Source organism: Sphingomonas psychrolutea, assembly GCF_014636175.1.
In the GTDB taxonomy this organism is placed as follows: Bacteria; Pseudomonadota; Alphaproteobacteria; order Sphingomonadales; family Sphingomonadaceae; genus Sphingomonas; species Sphingomonas psychrolutea.
The window spans coordinates 91,516-100,271 of sequence record NZ_BMDW01000014.1 but is presented as its reverse complement, the minus strand read 5'-3'; the positions used below and the strand labels follow the sequence as shown (position 1 = coordinate 100,271).

Sequence of the window (8,756 nt, the reverse complement as noted above, 5' to 3'; positions counted from 1 at the left end):
TCAAGATCCTACTCCGAAAGGCCGCCGAGCGCTCCGTCGAAACGACCTGGAAACGCATCGGCACCTTGCTCGACGCTTTCCCGCCTCAGGAATGCGCCAACTATCCCAGAAACTCCGGCTACGCTTCAACATAAATGGATCAGACTCTAGAGTCCCAAAGCGTCCCGCGCGATTTTTTCTACCTGCGGGTCGAGCGCTGGCGGCGTCATGTCGACATGCGCCTCCAATCGCTCGGCAATCGCGGTCAGCGCGGCGATGCGGCCGGCTTTCTTATCATTGCCATCGATCACCACCCACGGCGCCCAGCGCGTGTCGGTGCGTTTGAACATGTCGTGCATGACATCGAGATAGGCGGCGCGCTTTTCGCGGTTGCGGTAATCCTCCGCCCCGGTCTTCCAGCGTTTCCACGGGTGTTCGAGCCGGTCTTGCAGGCGTTTGTCCTGCTGTTTCTGCGTCACATGGACGAACAGCTTGACGATCGTCGTCCCCGAATCGGCTTGCTGCGCTTCGAATTCGTTGATCTCGTCATAGCCGCGCTTCCACTCGGTTTCGGTAGCATAGCCCTCCACGCGTTCGACCAGCACGCGCCCGTACCAGCTACGATCGAACACCGCGATATCGCCGCACGCTGGCAGTTTCTGCCAGAAGCGCCACAGAAAATGCCGGTCGAGTTCGTCCTGCGTCGGGGCCTTGATCGGCCAGACTTCGAAATTGCGCGGGTCCCATTCGGCGCAGAGCCGCTGGATGATGCCGCCCTTCCCCGCCGCATCCCAGCCCTCGAACAGCACCAGCGCGCGTTTCTTGTGGACGATATGCGCGACCTGGATGTGCGCGAGGCGTTCTTGCAACGCGGCAAGATCTGCGTCGTAATCGCCGGGGTACTTTTTGCCTGTTTCGTAGTCGGAAAGTTCAAGCGTCATCGCACCAACCCATCATGCCGGACTTGTTCCGGCATCCACCGGGCCGCAAGCCTGTCCGTGTAGCGTTTGCGGGACGGTGGACCCCGGCACAAGGCCGGGGTGACGGAATGGCTTAACTTTTGAGAGCCTCGGCGGTCGACCGCAGATTGAGTTCCTTCAACTGCTTGGGCGTCGCGAAATTGGGTGCTCCCATCATCAGATCCTCTGCCTTTTGCGTCATTGGGAAGGTGATGACCTCGCGGATGTTGGGTTCGTCCGCCAGCAGCATCACGATCCGGTCGACACCCGGCGCGGAACCACCGTGCGGCGGCGCGCCGCATTTGAACGCGTTGATCATGCCCGCGAAATCGCGGTCGACATCGGCTTGTGTGTAGCCTGCAATCTCGAACGCCTTGTACATGATCTCGGGCTTGTGGTTGCGGATCGCGCCCGACGACAATTCGATCCCGTTGCAGACGATGTCGTATTGGAAGGCGAGGATGTCGAGCGGGTCCATCGTTTCCAGCGCGTGCATTTCGCCCTGCGGCATGCTGAACGGGTTGTGGCTGAAATCGACCTTCTTGGCGTCCTCGTCATATTCGAACATCGGGAAATCGACGATCCAGCAGAATTCGAAACGCTTGTCATCGATCAGGCCGAGCTGATCCGCGACGCGCGTGCGTGCCAGCCCGGCGAGCTTGGCGGCTTGCGCTTCCTTGCCAGCCGAGAAGAAGATGCCGTCATTGGGGCCGAGGCCGAGTGCGGCGGCGATCGCCTGCATCCCCTCCTGCCCGTGATTGTTGGCGATCGGGCCGCCGAACACGCCGTCCTTCTGCGTCGCATAGCCCAAGCCTGGGAAGCCCTCCGATTGCGCCCACGAGTTCATCTCATCGAAGAATTTGCGGCTCTTCTCGGCGGTGCCGGGGGCCGGGATCGCGCGGACGACATCGCCGCCCTCGACCATCGACGCAAAGCGGCCAAAGCCTGAGCCTTTGAAATGCTCGGACACGTCGGTGATCTCGATCGGATTACGCAGATCGGGCTTGTCATTGCCGTATTTCAGCATCGATTCGCGGTACGGGATACGCTTGAATGGCAGCGCCGAAACCGTGCGGCCCTTGCCCTGCCAATCGGCATATTCCTCAAACACGCCGTGCAGCACCGGCTCGATCGCGGCGAAGACGTCGTCTTGCGTGACGAAGCTCATTTCGAAATCGAGCTGGTAGAATTCACCGGGCGAGCGGTCGGCGCGCGCATCTTCGTCGCGGAAGCAGGGTGCGATCTGGAAATAGCGGTCGAAGCCCGCGACCATCAGCAATTGCTTGAACATCTGCGGCGCTTGCGGGAGCGCGTAGAATTTGCCGGGGTGGACGCGGCTCGGTACGAGATAATCGCGCGCGCCCTCGGGGCTGCTCGCGGTCAGGATCGGGGTCTGGAATTCGGTGAAGCCCTGCCCGATCATGCGCTGGCGCAGCGAGGAAATGACGTTCGAGCGCAGCAGGATGTTGGCGTGGAGCCGCTCGCGTCGCAAATCGAGGAAGCGATAGCGCAGGCGGATATCCTCGGGATATTCCTGCTCGCCGAACACCGGCATCGGCAATTCGTTCGCCGCCGATTGTACGACCACGTCGCGCGCGCGGATTTCAATTTCGCCCGAGGGCAAGTTCGCATTCACCGTCTCGGGCGAGCGCGCGACGACATCGCCGATGATCGTCACGACCGACTCGGCGCGCAATTTGTCGAGCACGGCGTGCGTCGGGCTGTCGCTGTCGGTGACGATCTGGGTAATGCCGTAATGATCGCGCACATCGACGAACAGCAAATTGCCGTGGTCACGCTTGCGGTGGATCCAGCCGCTGAGCTTGACCGAGGTACCGACATCGGCGGCGCGGAGCTGGGCGCAAGTATGGGTGCGATAGGCGTGCATGGTGTTCAACTCACGTCATCGTTCCCCGGCGGAAGCCGGGGTCCAGAGCCACACACGCAGCGCTCGAAACTCTGGACCCCGGCTTTCGCCGGGGAACGGCCAAGGGATGGCGCGGCACCTCACCTTCCAACTCGCCTTTGTCAACCCGCGTGACCCTCGCTATGGGGTCGAGATGCATATCCACCCCCTCATCACCGACAGCGCCACTCTTGCCAATTTGTGTACGCGATTGTCGCAGGCCGATTTCGTCTGCATCGACACCGAGTTCATGCGCGAGAACACCTTTTGGCCCGAACTCTGCCTGATCCAGATTGCCGATGTGAACGAGGCAGCGGCGATCGATCCGCTCGCACCGGGGCTCGACATGACCCCGCTGCTGCAATTGATGGTCAACAATCCCGACGTGCTGAAAGTGTTTCATGCCGGCGGGCAGGATCTCGAAATCGTCTACAACCTCACCGGCACGACTCCGCACCCGCTGTTCGATACGCAAATCGCGGCGATGGCGCTGGGGCAAGGCGAACAGGTCGGCTATTCCAATCTGGTTGATGCCTATCTCGGCTTCACGATCGACAAGGGCGCGCGCTTTACCGATTGGTCCAGGCGACCACTCGATGCGCGGCAAATCGAATATGCGATCGGCGACGTGACGCATCTTGCCGAGATCTTCCCGCAGATGCTCGAGAAACTGCGCCGGACCGGGCGCGGCGCGTGGCTCGACCAAGAGATGGAGCGGCTCGGCGACCCCAAGAATTATGCCAACGATCCCGAAGAAGCATGGCGGCGGATCAAGGTGCCGAGCCGCAAGCCCGAAGTGCTCGGTCGCCTGAAGGCACTTGCGCGGTGGCGCGAGCTTGAGGCGCGCGGCAAGGATTTGCCACGCGGGCGGATCGTCAAGGATGAGACGATCGCCGATCTGGCCGGACATGCGCCGAAGCGGCAAGCCGATCTTGCCAAGGTCCGCGGCCTATCGGCAACCTGGGCGCAGAACGACATTGGCGCGCGGCTGATGCAAGCGCTGGAGGGGGCGACGCCGATGACGGCGGAGGAAATGCCCTCGCGCGACGACCGCAAGCCGGGCATGGGCAAGGACGGCGCGCTGGTCGCCGATTTGCTCAAGCTGCTGCTCAAAATCCGGTCGAAGGAAATCGACGTCGCTGCGCGCTTGCTGGCGCGCGCCGACGACATCGATGCGCTGGCGGCGGGTCAGCGCAGCGGGCTGTCGATCCTCGAGGGGTGGCGCTTCGAACAATTCGGCCGTGATGCGCTCGACCTGGTCGAGGGGCGGCTGGCGTTTGCGGTGGTGAACGGCAAGATGAAGATGACGCGGACAGAGGATGTCACCTGAACACTACGCGTCGGTTCGGGTGAGATCGGCAATCTCGAAGACATAGCTTTTCCACCCGCGACTCGTCGCCGCTTCGACCGCGGCCGCGCGTTTGCGTTTGGCGTCGGCGGGCGATTTGGTGTGACCCCAGAACACCTCGGTCTTGCCGTTTTCGAGCGTCGCGACGATCCGCCAATAGTGCGTGAAGGCGGTCGCGGTCGGGCCGATCGTCTTGACATAGCCGTCGGGCAAGGTGGCGGTGAGGTAGTGCTTGCGCGCCATCCTAACCAGTAATCAGCGCTTTGCGCCCGAGCGCGGTCGCCAGCGATGCGTGCCGCCGTTCGACTGTCTCGCTATACAGCGCAAGGTCGGTGGGGCTGACATGCAGCGTCAGCGTTATCCCGTCATCCGCGAGCGACGAGCGTTGCAGCGGCCCGGCAAGGCCCCCGCTCATCCGCTGCCCCAGCCGCATCGCCAAGCCCCAATGGACCGCGCGCTTCAGGTCTGCCGGGCTGGCGAGCACGCCCAGCGGCTCGGGCGTCTCGATACCGCCGCCGAGGCTGGTGTAGAGCGCCTGCGCGACCAACGCCCGGCCGCGGGCGTCGATCGCTACCCAATTGCCGTGGAGCGCGACCTCGACGCCGCGTTCGGCGCGAAATTCGGGGTTGGCGCGCCAGCCGACATCGGCGAGCAGGCACGCCGCGAGCCGGAGCCGCGCCATTTCGGGTTCATCGCGGGTGAACAGCGGCGCGATCCAGCCGTCGAGCAAATCGCCATGCTCGGCAAAGCGCCCGTGGCGGCGGCCTTCGTCGCGCGTCGCGACGATCAAAGGGTCCTGCGCGCGCACCGCAGGATCGAGCGCGCCGTAGAGCAGCCCCTCGCGCAGTCCGAACGCCGAGACGATCGTGGTGTCGCTGCCAAGATGCTTGAGCAAGACCGTCAGCAGCGCGGTCGCGTCGCCTAAATTGGCCGATCGTGCCGCCGACAGGCCGGGGATCGCGCGCAGCCAGGCCTTGTTGACGTGGCTGATCGTGCGCCCCATCCGCGCGATCGCATCAGCCGACATCGCATATTGGTGGATCACCGGCAGCGGATATTGCCCGAGATGCATGTCGAGCCGCGCGAGCGCGCGCCACGATCCGCCGACGAGATAGAGCGGAAGCCCCTCCCCTTTGCGCAACCAGCCAGCCTCCTGCAGCGACTTTGCGACGGTACGTTGAAGCGCGCCCTGCCCCTTCGCGCGCACCGCCGCGATCCGCAGCACGCCGAGCGGAAAGGATACGCGTTCATGGACCTTGCCGCCACGCACCCGGATCAGTTCGAGGCTGCCGCCGCCGAGATCGCCGACAATGCCATCCGCGTGCGGGATGGCCGAGAGTACGCCATATCCGGCAGCAGTGGCTTCCTGCTCGCCCGAGAGCAATTCGACGTCGAGCGCGAGGTCGCGCGCCGTGTTGAGCAGGACTTTGCCGTTCGAGGCATCGCGCACGGCAGCGGTGGCGACGGTACGCAGCCGCGTCACCTCCATCTCACGCGCGACCGCGGCGAAGCGCGCGAGCGCATCGGACGCGACATCAAGCGCGGACGCGGTGATCGCGCCGGTCTCGGCGAGGCCGCGCCCGAGCCCGGCCATGACCTTCTCGTTGAACAGGATCGCGGGGAGCCGCTCGGGCCCCTGATAAACAACCAAGCGGATCGAGTTAGAGCCGATGTCGATAATGCCGGTGCGCGGCTCCGCCACTGTCTCGGGCTTAGGCTTACGGAACAGGAGCGTCGCCATCAGGCGATCACCGCCGGTTGCGTAGTGAGAGTTTCGGTACCGATCCGCTCGCCGCAAGCGAGGCACCGCGCCCCGACAGCGATGGGTTGGTCATGAAATAGCGGTGCAGGTTGAACGGTCGGTCGCCGGGTTCGACTCGCACATACGATCCATCCGCCTGCAAATCCCAGCTTTGTTCATTGTCGATCAAATTGGCGACCATCACTTGATCGAGGATTTGCTGATGCACGGTCTTGTTCTCGATCGGCAGCATATATTCGATTCGCCGGTCGAAATTGCGCTGCATCCAATCGGCCGAGGAAATAAACACTTTTGCCCCGTCATTGGGCAGCGCCTTGCCATTGCCGAAACACCAGATGCGACTGTGTTCCAGAAACCGGCCGATTACCGATTTGACGCGGATATTCTCGGACAGGCCGGGCACGCCCGGCTTGAGGCAACAAATGCCGCGGATGATCAAGTCGATCTCGACCCCCGCCGCGCTGGCCTCATACAGTTTTTCGATTACGGCGGGATCGACCACTGAATTCATCTTGGCCCAGATCGCGCCAGGCTTTCCGGCGCGCGCATTGGCGATTTCGTCATCGATCAACCGCATCAGGCGCGGGCGCAGATCACGCGGGCTGAGGCTGATCAACGCCATATTCTCGGGCTCGACATAGCCGGTGATGTAATTGAACATCTGCGCCGCATCGCGCCCCAGCCGCGGGTCGGCGGTGAAAAAGCTGAGGTCGGTATACACTTTGGCGGTGATCGGGTGATAATTGCCCGTCCCGAAATGGCAGTAGGTGCGATATTGCCCCGCCTCGCGCCGCACCACCATCGACACCTTGGCGTGGGTTTTCCAGTCGATGAAGCCGTACACCACTTGCACGCCGGCGCGTTCGAGCGAGGCGGCCCATAGCAAATTCTGCTCCTCGTCGAAGCGCGCTTTCAATTCGACCACGGCGGTGACCGATTTTCCGGCCTCGGCGGCGGCGATCAGCGCGTTGATAACGGCAGGCTGCTTGCCTGCACGGTACAGCGTCTGCTTGATCGCCACGACATCGGGGTCGGCGGCGGCTTGTTTGAGGAAGGCGAGCACCACGTCGAAGGTTTCGTACGGGTGATGGACGACAATGTCCTTCGCACTGATCGCGGCGAAGCAATCCCCGCCGAATTCGCGGATCCTTTCGGGGAAGCGCGGCGAGAAGGGGGTAAATTTCAGATCAGGGCGATCTTCATCGACGATCGATTCCAAATCCCCCACACCCAGGAACGCGCCGCTTTCGGTGACGAAACAGTCTGATCCGCCCAATTCGGCGCGCAAAACAGCGCCGAGAACCTGCGGCATCCCACTTTCGAGCTCGAGCCGGATGACGCGGCCGCGCCGACGGCGCTTGATCGCATTGGCGAAGTAGCGGACGAGATCCTCGGCTTCTTCTTCGATCTCGATATCGCTGTCGCGCAGGACGCGAAACTCAGCCGCGCCGACCACACGGTAGCCGGGGAAAACGAGCGACGCGAAGCGTTTCACGAGCGATTCGACCGCGACATATCGGGCCTTTTCGCCGGGCAAGCGGACGAACCGCGGCATTTGTGCCGGCAGCATGACAAGTTCGCGAATCGGCTGGTCGTCCGACATGCGGACGAGGTCGAACATCACCGCCAGCCCCTTATTTGGCATGAACGGAAAGGGATGCGCGGGGTCGAGCGCCTGCGGGGTCAAAATCGGAAAGATTTGCTCGCGAAATTGCGTTTCGAGCCAGCGCAGATCCTCGGGCGACAAGGCCTCGTCGATTGTCCGCGAACTGAGCACCGCGATGCCGGTTTCGGCGAGCTGACGGCGCAGATCGCGCCACACGTCGCGTTGACTCGTCACCAGCGCATCAGCCTCAGCGACGATCGCGGCGAGTTGCTGGCCCGAGGTAAGGCCATCGTTTGACAGACGGGCAACGTCCTGCAGCTGCTGCCCCTTCAGGCCAGCGACGCGCACCATGAAGAATTCGTCGAGGTTCGACCCCGAAATCGAGAGGAAGCGAACGCGTTCGAGCAAGGGATGTGCGGGGTTGCACGCTTCCTCCAGCACACGCCGGTTGAAGGCGAGCCACGACAGCTCGCGGTTGAAATAGCGATCGCTCCCCTCGCTGCCCGCGAACGGGTCGTCATCGATGTCCATACTGGCGAGATGGGCGGGGCGGGTCATGCGGTTTCCGTCGATTCGGGGGCTCGTCCGGGGATCAGCCCAGCCTCCTCCAATGTGGCGCGCGCGAGCGGAATCGACAAGCGTTTGTGGCGTTCGAGCACCGCCTGATCGAGCAGATCGACCGCACGGAGCAACGCGACATGTGTGCGTTCCACGCGCACGACCAGCCATTGGATCACTTCCGGACGCGCATCGATTCCGCGGCGCAGGAACTGCCGTTCGAAGATCGCGCGCATGAGCGTTTCGTCGGGATCGCCGATCCGGACGATCGGGCTGGCGGTGAGGCGCGAGCGCAGGTCGGGCAGCTTGATCGCCCATTCCGGCGGCGGCGCATCGGCGACGATCACCACCGGGCGACGCTCCTCTTGCGCGCGGTTCCAGGCGTGGAAGATCGTCGTTTCATTCTGCCGCTCGGCATCGTCGATCAGCCCACCACCCGTCTTCGCCGCGAAAATCCGCGCGAGCAGGCTGCGCCCTGATTTGCGCGGGCCAGTGACGAGCACCGCCATGACCGGCCACGTGCTCCAGCGCTCGAGCTGCTGCACCGCACGCTGATTCGACGGGCCGATCAGGAATTCGTCGTCGCGCGGATCGGCTGGCCAATCGAACGGGAGGGCCATTTGCGCTGGTTGTACCAT

Annotated in this window: 7 protein-coding genes and 1 pseudogene; 2 read left to right on the top strand and 6 right to left on the bottom strand. The window is 63.3% G+C overall.

The window, feature by feature from the left end:
* Positions 1 to 134, top strand: a pseudogene (locus tag IEV62_RS12260) (IS630 family transposase); the annotation flags it as partial.
* Positions 135 to 146: 12 nt separating this feature from the next.
* Here IEV62_RS12260 and IEV62_RS12255 read toward each other — a convergent pair.
* Both IEV62_RS12255 and aspS read right to left on the bottom strand, forming a co-directional pair.
* Positions 147 to 920 carry a polyphosphate kinase 2 family protein gene (locus tag IEV62_RS12255; RefSeq protein WP_188447857.1) on the bottom strand — a complete coding sequence of 258 codons (774 nt, stop codon included), beginning with the start codon at positions 918 to 920 and terminating at the stop codon, positions 147 to 149.
* Between the two features lie 112 nt (positions 921 to 1,032).
* Complete coding sequence (gene aspS, locus IEV62_RS12250) at positions 1,033 to 2,826, bottom strand: aspartate--tRNA ligase (RefSeq protein WP_188447875.1); 1,794 nt, start codon at positions 2,824 to 2,826, stop codon at positions 1,033 to 1,035.
* A 172-nt stretch (positions 2,827 to 2,998) separates the two neighbouring features.
* Here aspS and rnd point away from each other — a divergent pair, with 172 nt between their 5' ends.
* Positions 2,999 to 4,174: a ribonuclease D gene (gene rnd, locus IEV62_RS12245; protein ID WP_188447854.1), complete on the top strand. Its 1,176-nt coding sequence runs from the start codon at positions 2,999 to 3,001 to the stop codon at positions 4,172 to 4,174.
* A 3-nt stretch (positions 4,175 to 4,177) separates the two neighbouring features.
* On the opposite strand, the gene IEV62_RS12240 is transcribed toward rnd, so the two are convergent.
* The 4 genes from IEV62_RS12240 to IEV62_RS12225 are packed head-to-tail and all read right to left on the bottom strand — an operon-like array spanning position 4,178 to position 8,738.
* Positions 4,178 to 4,435, bottom strand: a complete 258-nt coding sequence (locus IEV62_RS12240; RefSeq protein WP_188447852.1) for a hypothetical protein — start codon at positions 4,433 to 4,435, stop codon at positions 4,178 to 4,180.
* 1 nt (position 4,436) lies between these two features.
* On the bottom strand, positions 4,437 to 5,933 hold the full coding sequence (locus IEV62_RS12235; protein WP_188447850.1) for a Ppx/GppA family phosphatase: 1,497 nt from the start codon (positions 5,931 to 5,933) through the stop codon (positions 4,437 to 4,439).
* Positions 5,934 to 5,940: 7 nt separating this feature from the next.
* On the bottom strand, positions 5,941 to 8,118 hold the full coding sequence (locus IEV62_RS12230; RefSeq protein WP_188447848.1) for an RNA degradosome polyphosphate kinase: 2,178 nt from the start codon (positions 8,116 to 8,118) through the stop codon (positions 5,941 to 5,943).
* A complete protein-coding gene (locus tag IEV62_RS12225) occupies positions 8,115 to 8,738 on the bottom strand; it encodes an HdaA/DnaA family protein (protein WP_188447846.1) in 624 nt (207 codons plus the stop codon). Before IEV62_RS12225 ends, IEV62_RS12230 begins: the two co-directional genes overlap by 4 nt.
* Positions 8,739 to 8,756 lie beyond the last annotated feature (18 nt).